Genomic DNA, 18,411 nt, shown 5'->3' on the forward strand with positions numbered 1-18,411 from the left:
CCCGGCCGGCCGCTCGCGCGTTCCGTGGGTGCTCGCGATCCCGGCCACCCTCGCGCTGGCCCTCGTCGTCCTGCCGGTCGTCGGGCTGCTGGTGCGCTCGGACCTGACGCGGCTGCCGTCGCTGATCGCCACGCCGTCGTCGTGGCACGCGCTGCGGCTGTCGCTCATCACGGCCGCTTTGTCCACTTCGGCCTGTGTGCTGCTGGGCGTGCCGCTGGCCGTCGTCCTCGCGCGGGCCCGGTTCCGCGGGGTCCGGCTGCTGCGGTCGATCGTGCTGCTGCCGCTGGTGCTGCCGCCGGTCGTCGGCGGCCTCGCACTGCTCTACCTGCTCGGCCGCAAGGGCTTCCTCGGCATGCTGATCACCACGCTGACCGGGGAGTCGGTGCCGTTCACCACGGCCGCGGTCGTCATTGCGCAGACGTTTGTCGCGATGCCGTTCCTCGTGGTCAGCCTCGAAGGCGCGCTGCGCGGCTCCGGCGACCGCTACGAGCAGGTCGCCGCGACCCTCGGCGCGCGGCCGTGGACCGTCTTCCGGCGCGTCACGCTCCCGCTGCTCCTGCCCGCGCTCGGCTCCGGTGTCGTCCTGAGCTTCGCCCGCGCGCTCGGCGAGTTCGGCGCGACGATCACCTTCGCCGGCAGCCTCGAAGACGTCACGCGCACGCTGCCGCTCGAGGTCTACACCCAGGCCGAAGTGGACATCGACAGCGCCGTCGCGCTCTCGCTGCTGCTCATCGTCGTGGCGATCCTCGTCATCGCCGTCGCGCGGCCGCGCTCGTGGGAAGGCGGCCTCCGGTGAGCCTGACCGCCCGGATCGAGGCCGTCCGCGGCTCGTTCTCGCTGGACGTCGACCTCGACGTGCCCACCGGAACCGTGCTGGCGCTGCTCGGCCCGAACGGCTCGGGCAAGTCGACGGTGCTGGGCTGCCTCGCCGGGCTCATCACGCCGACGGCGGCGGAGATCACCGTGGCCGGGCGCGCGCTGGCCGGCGTCGCGCCGCACCGGCGGGGGATCGGCCTGCTGTCCCAGGACGCGCTGCTCTTCCCGCACCTGTCCGCGGCCGACAACGTCGCGTTCTCGCCGCGCTCGACCGGCGCCGGCCGTCGCGCCGCGCGGGAGCGGGCCTTCTACTGGCTGGCCGAAGTGGACGCCGTCGCGCTCGCGGACCGGCGGCCCGGGCAGCTGTCCGGCGGCCAGGCCCAGCGCGTCGCGATCGCCAGGGCGCTGGCCGCCGAGCCGGACCTGCTGCTGCTCGACGAGCCGTTCGCGGCGCTCGACGTCGACGCCGCGCCGGCGATCCGGGGCCTGCTGCGGCGGGTGCTCAAGACGGGGCCGACGACCGTGCTCGTCACGCACGACCCGCTGGACGCGCTGGCGCTCGCCGACCACGTCGCGGTGATGAACGGCGGCCGGGTCGTCGAACGCGGCCCGACGCGCGAAGTGCTTTCGGCACCGCGGACGGCGTTCACCGCGCGGATCGCCGGGCTCAACCTCGTCGCCGGCACCGCGGTTCCCGGCGGGCTGCGGACGTCGTCGGACGAGGTGGTGAGCGGGATCCCCGCCGCCGACTTGGTGCTGGGGGAGCCCGCGGTGGCGGTGTTCCCGCCGAACGCCGTCGCCGTCTACCCCCACGACGGCGAGCACCACGGCAGCCCGCGCAACACGACCGACGCCGTCGTCGCGGCCCTGGAACCGCACGGGCCGGTGATCCGCCTGCGCGCCGAGGGCGACGGCTGGGCGCACGGCCTGACCGCCGATCTGACGCCGGCCGCCGTGGCCGAGCTCGCGCTGGAGCCCGGCTCGGCGGTGACGCTGTCGGTGAAGGCCGCGACCGTGGCGGTGCACCCGGCCGCGGCCTCCTAGCCGACGCGGGGTCAGGCGTCGTGGTGGTGGCCGCCGCCCGGGTGGACGTGGAACTTCGCCACCTCCGGCGGGTGCACGACGAACGGCCGCATCATGCCCTCGTCCTCGTGGTCGAGGATGTGGCAGTGGTACATGAACTCGCCGGTGCCCCCGCCGAACTGGCCGGCGACGCTCACCCACTGGCCGGGGTTCACGATGATCGTGTCCTTCCAGCCCTCCTCGTACTTCTCCAGCGGGACGTCGGTGAACCCGCTGATCGGCGCCGTCGTCCGCTCCGAGGGCTGGTCGAACGTCGTCGTGAACGCCCGCCGGAACAGCGCCTGGAACTCCGTCAGGTGGATGTGGACCGGGTGCGCGGGCCCGCCGTTCGCGACGTGCAGGATGTTCCACACCGCCCACCGGTCGTGGTCGATGAAGATGCCCGTGGTGTCGTCGAAGAGCCGCCCGATCATCCGGAACGTCTTGAGGCCGCCTGACGGGTCCTGCACCTGGATGACGCCTTCGCCGCCCGGGTCGGCGTCGACCTGCTCGAGGTCCCACATCTCCGGGTGGCCGTCCTTGTTCAGCAGCAGCGCGGTCCAGACGTGGTCGTGGTCCTCCGGCAGCGTCGTGCCGTGCTGCAGCCGCACGTAGGACGGCGACACCTTCCCGGGCAGCGTGAAGGAGTCGTGCTTCGCGCGGCCGTCCACCCGGAACTCCATGAGGTCCGGCTCGATCCCGCCGAGCCGCGGGTCGGCGTTGCGCAGCTTGAGCTTCTGCCCCTTGAAGCGGCTGAAGTCGATCAGCACGTCGAAGCGCTCGGCCGGGGCGACCGTCAGGCCGTTGCGAGGCAGCTCCGTCGGGACCGGCAGGAGGCCGCCGTCGGTGCCGATCAGGCGCACGGCGTCGTTCACCGGGTTGTTGTTCTCGTCGACCAGGTTCAGCGTGTAGAACCGCGAGTTGGCCGCGTTGAGCAGCCGGAAGCGGTACCACTTCGCGTCGACGTCCAAGTGCGGCCAGATCACGCCGTTCACCAGGTTGAACGGCCCCGAGAACGGGATCATCGGGCCGTTCGGGACGTACGGGAACTTGAACAGCAGCTGCCCGGTGAGCGCGCCGGTCGCCGGGTCGGTGTCGAGGTTCCGGTCGGTGATGATCAGTGGGATCTCGCGGTCGCCGTGCGGCAGGTCGAGCGCGTCCTCTTCGTCGTCGCGGATCAGGTACATCCCGGCCAGGCCGGTGTGGACGTTGAAGCGCGTGATCGCCATGGCGTGGTCGTGGTACCAGAGCGGCATCGCGGGCTGGCGGTTCTGGTACTCGGCCAGCTGCGACGTGCCCTTGAGCCCGGCGTTGTGCGCCCAGCCGTCGTTGCCCGCGTTGGTGCGCGCGCCGTGCAGGTGGACGACGGTCCACGCCGGCAGGTCGGCGACGCCCTCGACGATCGAGTAGCCCGGCCGGTCCAGCTCGCGGCCCGGGCGGCTCGTCGGCCCGTCCGTCACCGGGCCCTGAACGGCGACCAGCGGGAACTCCCCCTCGATTTCGTTCGACCACGAAATCCGCAGCTGCTTGCCGCTGCGCACTTCGATTGTCGGACCCGGAAAATGGCCCGCGTACGTCCACAACGTACTTTCGGGCAATTGCGAGTGCAGCCGCTGGCGCTTGGTAACCATCGGAATGGTGATCATTTCCCGGCTGCGGGCCCGGAACACGGGCGGAATCGGCAGTGGGTCGAGGAACTTGGTGAGTCCCCAGTTCGGCCCGGCGATCGGCGCGGCCGCGGCCGGGCGCTCGATGATTTCGGTCATTTGTTCTCCCCCTTCGCGTGCGGGGGCAGGAAGAATTGCGCGACGGCAACCCGCGCCGCCGACGTCGAAAAGTATTCCCCCGAACCCCCTCGGTGACCGGGAACGCGACTCCCCTCGCGGTACCGGCAATTCCCACTGTAACCCTTTTCGCGCCCGCCCGCAGGTGTCTCGCGCGCGTGATAGGTTCCGCGCATGAACGATCGCCGGTGGACGTATCTCTCCGACATGGACGGCGTCCTCGTCAAGGAGGAGCACCTCGTCCCCGGGGCCGACGAGTTCCTCGCCGAGCTGAAGTCGAACGGCATCGACTTCCTGGTGCTGACCAACAACTCGATCTACACCCCGCGCGACCTGCGGGCCCGGCTCGAGCGCACCGGGCTCGACATCCCGGAGGAGTCGATCTGGACCTCGGCGCTGGCGACGGCGAAGTTCCTCTCGTCGCAGCGGCCGAACGGCTCGGCGTACGTCATCGGCGAAGCGGGCCTCACGACGGCGCTGCACGAGGTCGGCTACGTCCTGACCGAGCGCGACCCGGACTACGTCGTGCTCGGCGAGACCCGCACGTACAGCTTCAGCGCCATCACGCGCGCCATCCGGCTGATCGAGGGCGGGGCGAAGTTCATCGCGACCAACCCGGACGCGACCGGCCCGAGCGTCGAGGGGTCGATGCCGGCCACCGGGTCCGTCGCGGCGCTGATCGAGAAGGCCACCGGCCGCTCGCCGTACTACGTCGGCAAGCCGAACCCGCTGATGATGCGCTCGGCGTTGCGCCGATTGGGTGCGCATTCGGAGTCGACGCTGATGATCGGCGACCGGATGGACACCGACGTGCACTCGGGCATCGAGGCCGGCCTGCAGACGATTCTCGTGCTCACCGGCATATCCACCCGGGAGTCGGCCGAACGCTATCCGTATCGGCCCACACTGGTGATCGACTCGGTCGCTGACCTGATCGGGCGGACCCTGGACCCGTTCGGCGAAGGCTGACCACCGGCCGGGCGGGCGAAGGGCTTATCGTCACCGGATGAGCAACTCCACGTACGTTGTCGGCGACGTGCACGGCCACCGCGACGAGCTGGTCGAGGCACTGCGCGCCGAGGGGTTGGTGGACGACGAAGACAACTGGTCGGGGGCCGAGGACCAGCTGTGGTTCCTGGGGGACTTCGTCGACCGCGGCCCGGACGGCGTCGGCGCGATCGACCTGGTCATGCGGCTCGAAGAGCAGGCAGCCGAGGCGGGCGGCCAGGTCCAGACGCTGCTGGGCAACCACGAGATCCTGGCGCTGGGGATGTACCACTTCGGCGACGAGCCGGTGCCGTCCGACTTCGGGCCGCGCAGCTTCGCCCGCAGCTGGGAGATCAACGGGGGCCTGCTGTCGGACCAGGACCGGCTGACGCCGGAGCACATCGAGTGGCTGTCCCAGCGTCCGCTCGCGGCACTGGCGGCCGACCACCTGCTGCTGCACTCGGACACGCTGGAGTACCTGGACTGGGGGTCCACGGTCCCGGAGATCAACGAGGCGGCGGCCGACATCCTGGCCGGCTCGGACATCGAGGCGTGGTGGGACGTCTGGCGCCGGATGACGACGCGGTACGCGTTCCGCGGCCCGGACGGCGAGGAGAACGCGCAGAAGCTGATGGACGCGCTCGGCGGGACCCGGATCGTGCACGGCCACAGCGTGATCGCCGACCAGCTGGGCATCCACCCGACGCAGATCGAGGGGCCGTTCCTGTACGCGGGCGGGAAGGCGCTGGGCGTCGACGGCGGCTTGTTCGTCGGCGGGCCGTGCCTGGTGGTGCGGCTGCCGTACGAGCCGGAGTCCTGATCAGGGGATCTCGACGATCTCCTTGCCGAGCGGCATGAGGGACACCGGGATCATCTTGAAGTTCGCCACGCCCAGCGGGATGCCGATGATCGTGACGCACAGGGCGATGCCCGTGAAGATGTGCCCGATGGCCAGCCAGAGCCCGGCGAAGATGAACCAGATGACGTTGCCGACGAAGGACGCGGCGCCGGCGTCACGGCGGTCGACGACCGTGCGGCCGAACGGCCAGAGCGCGTAGTTCGCGATCCGGAACGACGCCAGCCCGAACGGGATGGTGACGATCAGGATGCAGCAGATGACGCCGGCGACCAGGTAGCCCAGGGCCATCCAGAAGCCGCACAGGACGAGCCAGATGATGTTCAGCAGTGTGCGCATCAGACGTGCAGCTCCCCGCTCACGATGGTGACGGCCTGGCCGGCGAGGTGGACGCGATCGCCGTCTTGGCGGGTCCGGACGACCCCGCCGCGCTGCGAGATCTGGTGGCCGGTCAGTTCGGTCTTCCGGAGTTTGTCGGACCAATAGGGCGACAGGATGCAGTGCGCCGAGCCGGTGACGGGGTCTTCGTCGATGCCGACGCCCGGCGCGAAGAAGCGGCTGACGTAGTCGTCGCCCTTCGCGGTGACGAGCAGCCGTCCGGTCCAGGTGTCCTTGAGCTTGGCGAGGTCGGGTTCGAGGTTTTTGACCGTCTCGGCGTCTTTGAGGACGGCGAAGAGGTTCTCGACGCCGCGTCCGACGTACTCGATGTCGACGCCGGGGAGAATTTCGGAGAGGTCGTCGTCGGTCGGGGTGGGCGGGTCGGAGGGGAAGTCCAGTTCGACCCAGCCGCCGTCGGCCTTGGCGCGCAGCTCGCCGCTCTTGGTGGTGTAGGTCTGTTCGCCGCCGAGAACGTGGGTGACGGCGACGGTGGCGTGCCCGCACAGCGCGACCTCGACCGCGGGGGTGAACCACCGGAGCGACTTCGGGCCTTCGTTCGTGGTCACGAAGGCCGTCTCGGCGTGCTTCATTTCGGTGGCGACGGCCTGCATCCAGGCGGGGTCGGCAGGCTCGTCGAGCAGGACGACCCCGGCGGAGTTGCCGGCGAAGGCCCGGTCGGTGAAGGCGTCGACGACGAAGAAGCGCATGCTCCCAATGTAGCCCGCCACTTCGGCGTGTTGATCATTTCTCAGGGAGATTCAGGGGTTGTCCCTTACGTCTCCCCGATGGTGGGCTTGACGATCTTTTCGCCATCGGGCCCGCGTTCGGGCTTGAGGTCGAAGACATCCTCCTCGACGGCGTACTTGTTCTTGTGTTCCTTGTCGTCTTCCTTCTTCTTCCCGGCAGCGCCCGCGGCCCCGGCGTTGGCGGTTGAGCCTTTGCCCTTCGCGGCCGCGGCGGCGGTGGCCCCGCGTTCGAGCCGTTCGCCCGCTGCTTTCCCGCCGGTTTTGGCGCTTTCACCGGGGGTTTCCTTCGGGCCACCGGTGTAGCCGCCTCCGGAGACGCGAGAGCCGGCGAACCCGGTCCCGGCGCGTCCGACGCCGGACTTGCCGCGGACGGTGTCCCCGCCCGCGGTGGTGCCGCCGCCGGTGGTGCCGGGCATGGCGAGGCCGTCGGGAGTCATGCGCGGGAAGGCACTGGGGGCGGGAGTGGCGCGGAAGTTCGTGTTGCCACCGGTGAAGTTGTTGCCGGTGCCACTGGTGACGCCCGGCTGCACGAAGTTCGGCGGAGTGGTGCCGGGCGGTGTCACGCCGGGTGGGGTGGTGCCGCCCGGGACGTAGCTGCCGCTGGTGCCGCCGATGCCCGTGGTGCCGCCTCCGATGGTGGGGGTGCCGGTGAAGCTGGTGCTGCTGGTGCCGTGGAACCCGGAGACGGAGGTGGCGTCGTTCCCGCCGCCGAGCTGGGGCGGAGGAGCGTAGGTGGGCTGGGAGCTGGCGGTTTCGTGGTAGGTGCCGTCAAGGTTCTGCAGCACCTGAACGGCTTGCTGGTGCGCGGCGTCGGCTTGCTGTTGCTTGGCCTGGATGCCGGCCATGGTGCTGCTCATGCCGATGAGGTTGCCGGAGTTGTACTGCTGCTTGGCCTTGTCGAGCTCGGCTTGCTGGTCGAAACCGGTGGGCTCGGGCATGTTGGTCTTGGCGTAGTGCGCGGCGGCGGATTGCTGGGAGTAGTGGTTCGACGCGAGCTGCATGGCATTACCGGTTTGTTCGGTGTGCCCGGCTGTGCTCTGGAAGAACGTGTTCGCCTGGTCCGCGGCGGGCCCTTGCCAAGAGCCCCCGGCGGCCGTGGCGGCATCGCGGAACTGGTTGGAGGCGTCGGCGAGCCAGTTGCCGTATACGTTCGCCACCCTGCTGCGGTCGTTCAGGTCCTCGAGGTTCATGTTCTTGTGGACCATGTCGTACAGCACTTCGTGTGGCTGGTTCGCGTAGTTTTCCTCAGGCGTCGGAGCCCCGCCGCGCAGGGTTTGCCCTTCCTGCAGGAGCTTTCCCTGAGCGACCGAATAGTCCGACGCTGCTTTCTGAGTGATCCCTTTTGCGTCGGCGCCGTGGCCTTGCAGCTTCTGCTCGGTGGCCGCGTAGTAGTCACCCTCGGACTGGCGGTGCTGCGCCCGGTGCGGCTGACTCATGGCTGGACTCCGTATCAGTTGTTCTTCGGCAGCAGAGGCTCGACTTTCGGAGCGAGGCTTTCGATCTGTTGGCAAGCGCCGGCGGTGTCCGATCCGAAGGTGAGCGACAGCAGGGCCCGCGAGTCCCGAACCTGGAACCGGATGGCACATTGACCCTTGACGTTCAAGGGTTCCTGTTCCTCGATCGCCGGGCGCTCGTTGACCTTCCCGTCGCTGGCCTTGGCCGGGTTGTTGACGTTGTCCTTGTAGTTCCCGCCGGCCTGGAGGAACAGACCGACATCGACGGCCGGTGTGTCGCCGGACCTGGGTTTGTTGGCGTGACAGCCGTGGTCCGGGTCCGCGACCGTCTTTTCCGCCTGGGGAAAGCCTTGCCCGGCAAGGGCCTGGTCGAGAATCGTGCAGGAACTGAGCCCCTCGAAGGGGTCGTCTGGATCAGCCGGCGTGCTGTTCGCAGCGGAAACCTGCGAACTCGGGTTCGCCTGTCCGCCGACCTCGCTCGTGCAGGCGACGAGGCCGAAACCCAGCGCCAGGGCCGCGACCGCGACTGAAACTCGTCGTGCGATCACTACTCCCGCAGCCCCTCGTTCAACTTGGCAAACGTCATGCTGTGGGCATCCTCGGTCTCACGGTAGTTCTTGCGCGCGATCACCATGGCCTCGCGAGCTTGCTCGACACCGTCTCGCATCTTTTCGAGGTTGGGGATCAGCGACTCCGGGTCGCCGTTGGCGACCTGCACGTTGAAGTCGGCGACAGCCTTGGCGTAGTTGCTGCCGCCCATCTGAGCGGGATTGGCCAGTTTGTAGACGTTGGTGATCATGTCGCTGAAGCCGTCGATGAAGAAGTCACAGGCTTTGATGTACGCCTGGAAGCCCTCTTCGTTGACCGCGAACTGGCCGTTCTCCGCGAGAGACTTCAGGTGACGACCGCCCTCGCCGACCTGCTGGGCGGCTTGGTCGTCCACCTGTCCGCTGAGCAACCCGGAGATGAAGTTCGACCCCGCATCACCGGCGGCAGGTGGGGGTGTGAACGACCCCGGTGCGCCGAACTGCGAACCGCCCATGACGCCCTCCCAGCCGTCGTCCGCCACACTGCGTGGCCCTCTCGCACTGTACTAGTGACGAACCGGCCGCGTCAGTGGTTCCGGCCACGCTCCAGCAGCCACGTCCGCAGGTGAGAACCATCCGATGGGGTGAACGTCACCCGCGTCTCGTTGCCCGGTAACGACTCGCTGAACATCAGGAACCGGCCACCCTCGTTGTCGACGAACGTCACCGTCCCGACCGGCTGCAAAGAAGCACGACGGACCGACAGCTCGAACGTTCCGTACCGGTGCAGGGGCCACGCCGAAAACTCCGTCGCCGCGTCCGCGTCGCGGCGGGTGCCCGGCTCGATGAACGTCAGCTCGGCCAGCGGGACCGGGCGGTACGCCGGGAGCATGCCGACCACCAGGTCGACCAGCCGGTCCGGGCGGGTCTGGGCGAACACGATCTCCTCGCCCGCCAGCTCCGAGAACACCCCCAGCCCGTGCCCGATCGCCGCGCGGTAGAACACCTGGCGGCCCTCCTCCGCCGCGCGGACGATGATCAGCACGTCCGGCTGGGTCCACGCCCGCAGCGTCTGCTCGACCTCGATGTCCAGCTTGTCCGGACCCGCCAGGCCGCGCGCCCGCATCGACTCCCACGACGCGGCCGCGATGCGCTCGTTTTCCAGCAAGGTCCGGCCTGGGCTGCGGATTTCGAACGGGTGCCAGTTCGCCGGGAGACCGGTACGCCGGACCGCCGTGTCGACCTCAGCCAGGCCCAGTGAGAATTCCTCCGGCACGTCCCCGAGCGTAGCGGAACGGCCACCCCGCGCTCAGATGTCGAGCTGCCGCACGCCCGTCTCGCGGAACGTCACCCGGCCGGCCGTCGCCTGTTTGCGCAAGCGGACGATTTCGTGCGGCTGTAACCCGACCGCGACGCCGAACGCCTCCACGTCCGGGAACCCGCCTTGCCGCTGACGCAGCTCCAATGCCTTCGTCACCTGCTCCGGCGAAAGCACCCGCGCGAGCTCCGGCCCGGAAGCCGAGTTGACGTCCACCAACGACACAGCCGCCGGAGCGGGCAAAGGCGGCGGCGCCAGCGCGACGGCGTCAGCAGGCACGTAAGCCTCGATCGTGTCGTTCTGTCGCAGGTCCCGGAACGCCAGCCCGACCGTGAACGTCCGCGTCCCGCCGTTCGTCCGCACGGCGACCCCGCCCCGCGCCAGCGACAGGATCCGCAGGTCCGACGCCACGACCGTGCTCCGCTCGTTGAACGTCGTCCCCATCGGCCGCAGCACCCGCGCCCGCGTGCCGACCGTGAACAGCGATCCACGGCCTTCCGGGACCTCGACCGCCGCCACCACAGACCCGTTTCCCAGGTCGTTCAGCCCGTGCACGACGGCGACGCCCTCGCGCCGCTCCAAGTGGTCATGCGACGGCTCCTGGAACGCGGTCAGCGCGTCGCCGGCCATCGGCGGCACGTCGCACTGGAAGCCGAGCAGCACCGTGCCCTGCTGCCCGGCCTGCAGCTCGGAAACCGGTCCGGGACCGAACAGCCCGAGCACGCGCATCGGCTGGCCGCCCCGCGACAGCGAGACCAGCGAACCGAACCGCAGGACGCCGTCCCGGACGACCAGCTGAACGTGGAACCCGGTCAGCTGGTCGTAGGCCGGCGCGACGACCTGGGCGACACCGTCCGGCTGACTCAAGTCCGGGCCGACCGTGTCGTCGGTGTACAGCTCCAGCGAGTCGCCGCTCCCGAGGTCGGTCCGCCCGACCGCGACGAAGACGTCCTTGAGGAACCCGGCATCGGTCACCGGCTCGACGTCGCTGGAGAAGAACTTCTTCCGCACCATGATCCCGAGGCGCAGGTTGTCGGCCAGGACCCGGTCGCCGCGCAGCAGCCGCGCGCGGGCGCCGCGGACGGCGCGCCCGATGCTCACCTGCCCGCCGGGCAGTTCCCCGAGGCCGGGGAGGGCGACCGAGTCGTTGAGCGCCTTGCCGAACTCGATCAGCCCGACCCTGACCTCGGTCACGACGTGGCGGCCAGGGTGACGCTGATCGACTGGTCGGCGTTGACGCGCTCGGACTCGATGACCATGCCGGACCGCGCCGCGCGCTCCTTCAGCCGCGCGAGCACCGAGCGCTGCACCTCCGCCGCGTACGCCTCGTCGACCGACAGCACCAGCCGCTGGGCTTCGGCTTCGGCCAGGCCGGGGCCGTCGACGTGCGCCATCTGGACGCCCTCGGCGCCGTAGACGAACGTGATCCGGCGCCCTTCCCACGCGGCGACGACGGAATTGCCGTCGTCAGTCACCTGGGCCCGCAACCCGGTGAGCGCGCGGGCGAGGAGGTCGCGGTGGCGCATCCGGGTCCGCACGGTGACCACGCCGGCCTGCATGTGCGCCGCGATCGTCGCGGCGTTGAGCTGGGCCAGCGCCTCGCTGCGCAGCTTCAGCGTGACACTCATCGGGGATCCCTTTCGAGCAGCGCTTCGAGTACTTCGGTGGTGGCGAAGCCGTTCAGCTCGATCGCGCCTTCGGGCGAGATCGTCAGTTCCAAGCGGTTCGGGGTGGTGAAGATCGACTCGTCGTAGCGGTCGGTGAGGAAGTGGAACCGCTGGTTCACCGAGCCGACCCACGGCCGGGACGGCTCCGGGTGTTCGGCCAGGAAAGGGCCGTCCACCAGCAGATCCGTCGAGTCCAGGAGCTTCGACGGCGGCAGGTCCTCCAAGACGTGCCCGGTGAACGTCATCACCGAAAGACCCGCCGAGCGCACCGCGGCGGCGAACTCGCCCAGCGGCGATGGCTGGTCGAACGGCTCGCCGCCGAGCAGCGTCACGCCTTCGATGCCCTCGATGTCCAGAACGCGCGACACCAGGTCTCGCCAGGGCAGGAGAGTGCCGCCGCGGGTCGTCCACGTCTGCGGGTTGAAGCAGCCGGGGCAGCGCACTGAGCACCCCTGCGTCCACACCGCGCACCTCAGGCCGGGGCCCTCGGCCGCGGTGACGTCGACGATCCGGTGGAGGTTCAGGAGTTCCATTGCGACTGCTGCTGCGACGCCGTGTTCTCTTCGGTAGCCGACGTGCGCCGGTAGTCCTCGGTGAACTCCGACGTCACGGTCTCCGCGCCGAGCAGGTCCTCGAGCAGCGGGATGTAGTCGAGGCACTTGGACCCGGTCACGCCGTGCGTCTCGGCGCTGATCGAGCCGTCCTTGCCGATGGTGACGGTCACGCGGTGCGTCATACGTCGATCGTCCTTCCCCTCGGGGACTCCGGCCGCGGTGGGGCGACGGGAGCCTCGACGACGTCGTCGGAAGTGTCCGTGGCTGCGACGGCCCGGGTCTCCGCCCAGTTCCGGATGGCCAGGATCTCGTCGGCCTGGGTGACCGACAGCGGCACGGTCGACTTCACCGCGCGCACGAGGTCGTCGCGGCGCAGGGGCCGCTTCTCGGCGAACGCGTCGACCAGGCCGGCCAGCACGGCCTGCTCGATCTCGGCGCCGCTGTACCCCGCGCTGACGTCGGCGAGTTCGGCGAACAGGGCGTCGTCGAGGCGGAGTTCGCTCGCCACGAACGCGTCGGTGACGCGCTTGCGCAGGTGGATCCGCCAGATCGCGGCGCGCTCGGGACCCGAGGGCAGGTCGACGAAGAAGATCTCGTCGAAGCGGCCCTTGCGGAGGAACTCCGGCGGCAGCGAGTCGACCTGGTTCGCGGTGGCCATCACGAACACCGGCGCCGACTTCTCCTGCATCCACGACAAGAACGTGCCGAAGACGCGCCGCGCGGTGCCGCCGTCGCCACCGCCGCCCGCGCCGGCGAGGCCCTTCTCGATCTCGTCGACCCACAGCACGCACGGCGCGATGCCCTCCGCGGTGCGGATGACCGTGCGGATGTTCTTCTCGCTGGAGCCGACCAGCCCGGCGAAGACGCGGCCCAGGTCGAGGCGCAGCAGCGGCAGCCGCCACATGTTCGCGACGCACACCGCGGACAGGCTCTTGCCGCAGCCGGGCACGCCGGTGAGCAGCAGGCCCTTCGGCGCGGCGAGGTTGTACGCCGACGCGGCGGGTGTCCAGGTGCCGGTGCGCTTGGTGAGCCACCGCTTGAGCCGGTCGAGGCCGCCGACGGCGTCGAAGCTCGTTTCGGCGGGGACGATGTCGAGCATCCCGGACCGGCGGACGGCCTGGCGCTTCTCGGCGAGGATCAGCTCGAGGTCGCTGGGGTCGAGCCCGCCGCCTTCGACGAGCGCCCTGGCGAACGCGTTCTCGGCCTCGGGCAGCGTGAGGCCCCGCGCCGCGGCGACGATCATGTCCCGGTCGTCGCGGTCGATGCTGATCCGGACGTTCTGCCGGTGCGCGGCGACCATGCCGTCCAGCAGCTCGCCGATCTGGCGCTGGTCGGGCAGCGGGAAGTCGACGACGGTGGCGTCGTGCTCCAGCTCCGGCGGCACGGGCAGCGACGGCGACACGAGGATGAGGCTGAGCGGCACGGGACGCGTCTTGAACGCGGCGGCGAGCTCACGCAGCCGCCGGACGACGTCGGGATCGGGCCGGTGCCCGCCTTCGGAGACGAGCGACGGGTGCAGGTCGGCGAAGACGAAGACGGCGGGTTCGCCCCAGCCGTAGATCCGTTCGAGCGCGGCGGCCGCGCTGCGGGTCTCGCTGATGGGCGGGCCGCCGGCGGGGGCGAGCCCGCTGGTCGACGACCAGACGTAGACACGGCGTGGGGTGCGAAGGCGCTGCTGGTCTTCGGCGACCGCGCGGATCTCCCGAAGCACTCGCTGCTCTTCGTGCGTCTCGACGACCAGCAGCGGGTAGCGCGCCTGCAGCAACTGGGTCAGCTCGTCGCGAAACCCCTGGCCGGCCATCGATCGCCCCCTCGAAGTCCGTCCGGACCTTACCAGCGCTCCCATCACGGAACGGCTCCGAGCAGTCGCGACGAGCGGGTTCGCTTCCTAGACTCGGGTCGCCCGACGAAGACGTCACTGGGAGGCACCATGCCTGACGCGCCCGCCCTGCCGAGCTATGCCTCGGGAATCTCCGAGGTCCCGCTGCTCGGGGACACCATCGGGGACAACTTCGACCGGACCGTCGCCGCGTTCGGGGAGCGGGACGCCCTCGTCGACCGGACCGCCGGCCGCCGGTGGACCTACCGCGAGCTCGCCGCCGAGGTGAACGCCCTCGCCCTCGGTCTGGTCGCGCAGGGCATCGGCAAGGGGGACCGGGTCGGGATCTGGTCGCCGAACCGGGCCGAGTGGACCTTCCTGCAGTACGCCACGGCCAAGATCGGCGCCATCCTGGTCAACATCAACCCCGCCTACCGGTCGCACGAGCTCGAGTACGTGCTCAACCAGGCCGGCATCCGGCTGCTGGTCGCCTCCGACAAGTTCAAGACGTCCGACTACCCGGCGATGGTCGACGAGGTGCGCGAGAAGTGCGCCGCGCTCGAACACGTCGTCATCCTGGGTGGCGAGAGCTGGCAGGCGCTGATGGACGCGGGCTGGCGGGGCGACCCGGCGTCCCTCGCCGAAAAGCAGGCCGCCCTCTCGGCCGACGACCCGATCAACATCCAGTACACCTCCGGGACCACCGGCTTCCCCAAGGGCGCCACGCTGTCCCACCACAACATCCTGAACAACGGCTACTTCGTCGGCGAGCTCTGCGGCTACACGGAGTTCGACAAGGTCTGCATCCCGGTGCCCTTCTACCACTGCTTCGGCATGGTGATGGGCAACCTCGCGTGCACCAGCCACGGCTCGTGCATGGTCATCCCGGCGCCGGCGTTCGACCCGAAAGCGACGCTCGAAGCGGTGTCGGCCGAGCAGTGCACGTCGCTCTACGGCGTGCCGACGATGTTCATCGCCGAGCTGAACCACCCGGACTTCGCGAGCTTCGACCTGTCGTCGCTGCGCACCGGCATCATGGCCGGCTCGCCGTGCCCGGTCGAGGTGATGAAGCAGGTCATCGACCGGATGGGCATGGGCGAGGTGTCGATCTGCTACGGCATGACCGAGACGTCGCCGGTGTCGACGCAGACCCGCGCGGACGACTCGATCGAGCGCCGCGTGTCGACCGTCGGGCGCGTCGGGCCGCACCTGGAGGTCAAGGTCGTCGATCCGGAGACCGGCCTGACGGTGCCGCGCGGCGAGCCGGGCGAGCTGTGCACGCGCGGTTATTCGGTGATGCTCGGGTACTGGGAGCAGCCGGACAAGACGGCGGAAGCGATCGACAAGGCGCGCTGGATGCACACGGGCGACCTGGCGATCATGGACGGCGACGGCTACCTCAACATCACCGGCCGCATCAAGGACATGGTCATCCGCGGCGGCGAAAACCTGTACCCGCGCGAGATCGAGGAGTTCCTCTACACGCACCCGGACATCCTCGACGCGCAGGTCATCGGCGTCCCGGACGAGAAGTACGGCGAAGAGCTGATGGCCTGGATCCGGATGCGCGAAGGCGCGGAGCCGTTGACCGCGGAGAAGGTGCGCGAGTTCTGCGAAGGCAAGCTGGCGCGCTACAAGGTCCCGCGGTACGTGCACGTCGTCGAGGAGTTCCCGATGACGGTGACGGGCAAGGTCCGCAAGGTCGAGATGCGCGAGAAGTCGATCAGCCTGCTGGGCCTGGAGAAGGCGGCGTCGACCAAGCACGCCTAAACCGCGCGGGACGTCCGGGCGTTGTCCCTTCGCGACTTCGCGAAGGGAGGGCGAGTGATGATCATCCTCAGCTGGGACTGGTGAACGCACGTTGCGGGGCACCTCCGCGATGGTGCCCCGCAACGCCTCAGGAAACCGCAGCGGCCGCCTCGGCGATCGCCTTCGCGTCTTCCTCGCCGAACGTGTCCTCCAGGTGCTCCGGCGAGTAGTCCAGGTCGATCTGCTCCACCGGCATCCCGCGCGCCGACTCGATCGCGCCCAGTCGGCGCTGGGCGCGGTCCGCCGCGTACTGGATGATCTCCTGCGGGTCGTTGTCGAACGGCAGTTCCTCGAACTGGTCCTGCACCCACTGGATCATGTTCAGCGCGTGCGGCAGCAGCTCGCCCATCCGCTGCTGGACCGCGTCCCACAGCGAGTCGTCCGCGGCGACGTGGCGGCGGCAGGTGAACGTCCCCCACGCCATGTGGCGGCGCTCGTCGTCGCCGATGCGGCGGACCAGTTCCTGCATGCCCGGCAGGATGTCGTGCTGGGTGCAGATCAGCTGCCACGAGTAGTACCCCGTCAGCGCGAGGCTGCCCTCGATCACGTGGTTGTACGTCACGCTCGCGCGGATCTGGTTGAGCGGGCTGGGATCGTCCTCCAGCGCCCGCAGCGACTGCGGTAGTTCTTCGTAGAACAGCTTGCGGTAGTGCGGGTTCTCCGCCACGAACGGGTGGAGGTCCTCGGTCAGCCCGACCGCGTCCATCCAGCGGCGGAACACTTCCGTGTGCTTGGCTTCCTCGAAGCAGAACTGCGTCAGGTACATCTCGTCGCCGAAGCGGCCGGTCGCCGACATCGCCCGCATGAACGGCTGGATGTCCTCGGTGACGGCCTCTTCGCCGGCGATGAACTGCGCGACGAGGTACGTCGTCGACCGCTTCTGCTCGTCGTTGAGCGTGTCCCAGCCCTCGCGCTCACGGCTGAAGTCGATGTCGGCCGGGTTCCAGAACTTCTTGTTGCCCTTGACGAACAGGCGCAGCGGGAACGAGTCCCAGTTCAGCCCGCCCTTGCGCAGCGAGGAGAAACCGGTCCGCAGTTCGGACAGCGTGTCGGTCATCGTTTCACTCCATTGTGGACGAATTGGCGGATGGCGGGTTCCACGACCGCGGTGACGGCGTCGGCCGCCTCCGTCGCCGAGTGCGTCGGGAGCACCAGGTGCGACAGGGAAAGCCGCACGACGGTCTCCGCGAGCAGGGCGGCGGCTTCGGCCGAGAGCCCCGGTTCGAACTCGCGGTACTGCTCGGCGGCGAGGTCCGCCGCCGCGGTGAGGATCGGCTCGCCGCGGCTCGTGAGCAGCGGCAGCAGGTCCTCGCCCGCTTCGGTGCCGAGCGCCGCCGCGACCAGGCGGTTCTCCCGCGCGTGCTCGATCGTGTAGACGACGGCGTGGTGGATGCCCGCGAGCAGCCCGTCCGCCGTTTCGAACCGCTGCCGGATCCCGTCGAGGAACTCCGCCGCGGTCCGCAGCGCCACCGCCTGGGTCAGCGCCGCCTTGTTGCCGAACTCGTTGTAGACGGTCTGCCTGCTCACGCCGGCTTTCGCCGCGACGTCGGCCATCCGCAGGCCCGCGTGCCCGCGGTCCGGCAGCAGGTCGGCCGCGGCGTCGAGGAGCGCTTCCCGCAGGGACGCCTTCGTCCGGTCAGTGAAGCTGGTCACACCCTCACCTTGACACAGATGGGGCCGCTGTCAAGACGCTGTACTTGATCGGCTCACGTGTAAAACTGTCGGTGGTGGCGGCTAGGTTGTCGGTTGTGGGCATCACGGTGGGGTTCGACCTCGACATGACACTGATCGACGCGCGGCCGGGCATGGCCGCGGCGATGAACGCGCTCGGCGCCGAATCCGGCCTGCCGCTGGACGGCGACGCGTTCGCGGCCAACCTCGGCCCGCCGCTCGACGACATCCTGCGCGGCTTCGAAGCGCCGGAGGAGCGCATCCCCGGGCTCGTCGACCGGTTCCGCGCGATGTACCCCGAAGTGGTCGTGCCGAGCACGGTCGCGCTGCCGGGCGCGGTCGAGTCGCTCCGGGCGGTGCGGGCCGCGGGCGGGCGCACGCTCGTCGTCACCGGCAAGTACGGGCCCAACGCGCAGCTGCACGTCGACGCGCTCGGCCTGGACGTCGACGAGGTCGTCGGCGAGCTGTGGTCGACGCGGAAGGCCGAGGCGCTCTTGGCGCACGACGCTCGCGTGTATGTCGGAGATCACGCGGGTGACATCCGGGGAGCGCTGGCCGCCAACGCGATCGCGGTCGGCGTCACGACGGGTCCGTGCGACCGCGCGCTCCTGCTGAGCGAAGGAGCGGAGGTGGTGTTCGAGTCGCTGACGGAGTTCCCGGAGTGGTTCGAGAAGACGTTCGCGACCGTCCCCTAATTCTTGGCGCGTGCCTCGCGGACCAGCGCGATCAGGCCCAGCAGGAGACCCAGGGGCGTGACGACACCGGCGGCGACCGACAGCCAGATCGGCAGGTTCTCCAGGCCGGCGGCGAACATGATGAAGACCGCCAGCACGGCGAGCATGCCGATGCCGAACAAGCCGATGCCGACGCGCATCAGAAACGGTTTGCCGGTGGCTGCCACGGCGGCCTCCTTCGTCGCCTTACTCATGAAGCAGAGGGTATCCGGCGGTATCGACTTCTCCC

21 protein-coding genes are annotated in these 18,411 nt (G+C 69.7%); 6 read left to right on the forward strand and 15 right to left on the reverse strand.

Going from position 1 to position 18,411, the window contains the following annotated elements; genetic code table 11:
* The first annotated feature begins 28 nt into the window (after positions 1-28).
* Both ABFJ78_RS07040 and ABFJ78_RS07045 read left to right on the forward strand, forming a co-directional pair.
* Positions 29-796, forward strand: coding sequence for an ABC transporter permease (locus ABFJ78_RS07040; RefSeq protein ID WP_436384945.1), 768 nt, complete (start codon positions 29-31; stop codon positions 794-796).
* Positions 793-1,860: a sulfate/molybdate ABC transporter ATP-binding protein gene (locus tag ABFJ78_RS07045; protein WP_436384947.1), complete on the forward strand. Its 1,068-nt coding sequence runs from the start codon at positions 793-795 to the stop codon at positions 1,858-1,860. The genes ABFJ78_RS07040 and ABFJ78_RS07045 overlap by 4 nt, the downstream gene beginning before the upstream one ends.
* Positions 1,861-1,871: 11 nt before the next feature.
* Here ABFJ78_RS07045 and ABFJ78_RS07050 read toward each other — a convergent pair whose 3' ends face one another.
* Positions 1,872-3,644, reverse strand: coding sequence for a multicopper oxidase family protein (locus tag ABFJ78_RS07050; RefSeq protein WP_436384949.1), 1,773 nt, complete (start codon positions 3,642-3,644; stop codon positions 1,872-1,874).
* 192 nt (positions 3,645-3,836) lie between these two features.
* Here ABFJ78_RS07050 and ABFJ78_RS07055 point away from each other — a divergent pair, with 192 nt between their 5' ends.
* The gene (locus ABFJ78_RS07055; protein WP_372670279.1) at positions 3,837-4,631 is read left to right on the forward strand and encodes an HAD-IIA family hydrolase; all 795 of its coding nucleotides are present in this window, start codon (positions 3,837-3,839) and stop codon (positions 4,629-4,631) included.
* Between the two features lie 37 nt (positions 4,632-4,668).
* The gene (locus tag ABFJ78_RS07060; RefSeq protein WP_436384951.1) at positions 4,669-5,469 is read left to right on the forward strand and encodes a metallophosphoesterase; all 801 of its coding nucleotides are present in this window, start codon (positions 4,669-4,671) and stop codon (positions 5,467-5,469) included.
* Here the strand turns inward: ABFJ78_RS07060 and ABFJ78_RS07065 are convergent, their stop codons facing one another.
* The 11 genes from ABFJ78_RS07065 to ABFJ78_RS07115 form a co-directional block, all read right to left on the reverse strand.
* Entirely contained in the window at positions 5,470-5,844 is a 375-nt protein-coding gene (locus ABFJ78_RS07065) for a YccF domain-containing protein (RefSeq protein WP_436384953.1), read from the reverse strand.
* Complete coding sequence (locus ABFJ78_RS07070; protein ID WP_436384954.1) at positions 5,844-6,590, reverse strand: PhzF family phenazine biosynthesis protein; 747 nt, start codon at positions 6,588-6,590, stop codon at positions 5,844-5,846. Before ABFJ78_RS07070 ends, ABFJ78_RS07065 begins: the two co-directional genes overlap by 1 nt.
* Before the next feature lie 65 nt (positions 6,591-6,655).
* Positions 6,656-8,065 (reverse strand): hypothetical protein, encoded by a 1,410-nt coding sequence (locus tag ABFJ78_RS07075; protein ID WP_436384956.1) that lies wholly within the window; start codon positions 8,063-8,065, stop codon positions 6,656-6,658.
* Between the two features lie 14 nt (positions 8,066-8,079).
* A complete protein-coding gene (locus tag ABFJ78_RS07080; RefSeq protein WP_436384957.1) occupies positions 8,080-8,631 on the reverse strand; it encodes a hypothetical protein in 552 nt (183 codons plus the stop codon).
* The gene (locus ABFJ78_RS07085) at positions 8,631-9,152 is read right to left on the reverse strand and encodes a hypothetical protein (RefSeq protein ID WP_436384959.1); all 522 of its coding nucleotides are present in this window, start codon (positions 9,150-9,152) and stop codon (positions 8,631-8,633) included. Before ABFJ78_RS07085 ends, ABFJ78_RS07080 begins: the two co-directional genes overlap by 1 nt.
* 44 nt (positions 9,153-9,196) lie before the next feature.
* Positions 9,197-9,886: an ESX secretion-associated protein EspG gene (locus ABFJ78_RS07090; RefSeq protein ID WP_436384962.1), complete on the reverse strand. Its 690-nt coding sequence runs from the start codon at positions 9,884-9,886 to the stop codon at positions 9,197-9,199.
* A 33-nt stretch (positions 9,887-9,919) separates the two neighbouring features.
* Entirely contained in the window at positions 9,920-11,122 is a 1,203-nt protein-coding gene (locus tag ABFJ78_RS07095) for a hypothetical protein (protein ID WP_436384964.1), read from the reverse strand.
* Positions 11,119-11,556, reverse strand: a complete 438-nt coding sequence (locus tag ABFJ78_RS07100; RefSeq protein WP_436384967.1) for a hypothetical protein — start codon at positions 11,554-11,556, stop codon at positions 11,119-11,121. Before ABFJ78_RS07100 ends, ABFJ78_RS07095 begins: the two co-directional genes overlap by 4 nt.
* Complete coding sequence (locus ABFJ78_RS07105; protein ID WP_436384969.1) at positions 11,553-12,128, reverse strand: 4Fe-4S single cluster domain-containing protein; 576 nt, start codon at positions 12,126-12,128, stop codon at positions 11,553-11,555. Before ABFJ78_RS07105 ends, ABFJ78_RS07100 begins: the two co-directional genes overlap by 4 nt.
* On the reverse strand, positions 12,116-12,331 hold the full coding sequence (locus ABFJ78_RS07110; protein WP_436384970.1) for a DUF2997 domain-containing protein: 216 nt from the start codon (positions 12,329-12,331) through the stop codon (positions 12,116-12,118). The genes ABFJ78_RS07105 and ABFJ78_RS07110 overlap by 13 nt, the downstream gene beginning before the upstream one ends.
* Entirely contained in the window at positions 12,328-13,950 is a 1,623-nt protein-coding gene (locus ABFJ78_RS07115; RefSeq protein ID WP_436384971.1) for an AAA family ATPase, read from the reverse strand. Before ABFJ78_RS07115 ends, ABFJ78_RS07110 begins: the two co-directional genes overlap by 4 nt.
* Before the next feature lie 129 nt (positions 13,951-14,079).
* Here ABFJ78_RS07115 and ABFJ78_RS07120 point away from each other — a divergent pair, with 129 nt between their 5' ends.
* Positions 14,080-15,738 carry an AMP-binding protein gene (locus ABFJ78_RS07120; protein ID WP_436384972.1) on the forward strand — a complete coding sequence of 553 codons (1,659 nt, stop codon included), beginning with the start codon at positions 14,080-14,082 and terminating at the stop codon, positions 15,736-15,738.
* Positions 15,739-15,865: 127 nt separating this feature from the next.
* On the opposite strand, the gene ABFJ78_RS07125 is transcribed toward ABFJ78_RS07120, so the two are convergent.
* Positions 15,866-16,834, reverse strand: a complete 969-nt coding sequence (locus ABFJ78_RS07125) for a R2-like ligand-binding oxidase (protein WP_436384973.1) — start codon at positions 16,832-16,834, stop codon at positions 15,866-15,868.
* On the reverse strand, positions 16,831-17,430 hold the full coding sequence (locus ABFJ78_RS07130) for a TetR/AcrR family transcriptional regulator (protein WP_436384974.1): 600 nt from the start codon (positions 17,428-17,430) through the stop codon (positions 16,831-16,833). Before ABFJ78_RS07130 ends, ABFJ78_RS07125 begins: the two co-directional genes overlap by 4 nt.
* A gap of 95 nt (positions 17,431-17,525) precedes the next feature.
* Here ABFJ78_RS07130 and ABFJ78_RS07135 point away from each other — a divergent pair, with 95 nt between their 5' ends.
* Complete coding sequence (locus ABFJ78_RS07135) at positions 17,526-18,143, forward strand: HAD family hydrolase (RefSeq protein WP_436384975.1); 618 nt, start codon at positions 17,526-17,528, stop codon at positions 18,141-18,143.
* Here the strand turns inward: ABFJ78_RS07135 and ABFJ78_RS07140 are convergent.
* Positions 18,140-18,376 carry a hypothetical protein gene (locus ABFJ78_RS07140; RefSeq protein ID WP_191984079.1) on the reverse strand — a complete coding sequence of 79 codons (237 nt, stop codon included), beginning with the start codon at positions 18,374-18,376 and terminating at the stop codon, positions 18,140-18,142. The genes ABFJ78_RS07135 and ABFJ78_RS07140 overlap by 4 nt on opposite strands.
* Positions 18,377-18,411: the final 35 nt, after the last annotated feature.

Origin of the sequence: Amycolatopsis sp. MEPSY49, from assembly GCF_051337345.1 — a bacterium.
Taxonomy (GTDB): domain Bacteria; phylum Actinomycetota; class Actinomycetes; order Mycobacteriales; family Pseudonocardiaceae; genus Amycolatopsis.